Here is a 329-nt window from a genome sequence, read left to right as displayed (position 1 = left end):
CAGGCCCACCTGGCCGAGGTCTACGGTGCCGAGGTCTCCCGCCAGACCATCTCCACCATCACCGACAAGGTGCTCGAGGGCATGGCCGAATGGCAGAGCCGCCCGCTCGACGCCGTCTATCCGGTCGTCTTCATTGACGCCATCCATGTGAAGATCCGTGACGGCGCGGTCGCCAACCGGCCTGTCTATGTGGCTCTGGCCGTCACCGCCGAGGGCCGGCGGGAGATCCTTGGGCTGTGGGCCGGCGACGGCGGCGAGGGCGCCAAGCACTGGCTGAACATCCTCACCGAGATCAAGAACCGCGGCGTCAGCGACGTCCTCATGCTGGT

1 protein-coding gene is annotated in these 329 nt (G+C 67.2%); it reads left to right on the top strand.

The genetic code is table 11. From position 1 onward, the window contains the following. Positions 1-329, top strand: a 329-nt coding sequence (locus KUM44_RS36675; RefSeq protein ID WP_217214091.1) for a transposase, incomplete at both ends; no start/stop codon positions are given.

The sequence above is a fragment of the Streptomyces sp. AC550_RSS872 genome (genome assembly GCF_019049285.1).
GTDB lineage: Bacteria > Actinomycetota > Actinomycetes > Streptomycetales > Streptomycetaceae > Streptomyces.
This window is presented reverse-complemented; position numbering and strand designations above follow the sequence as displayed.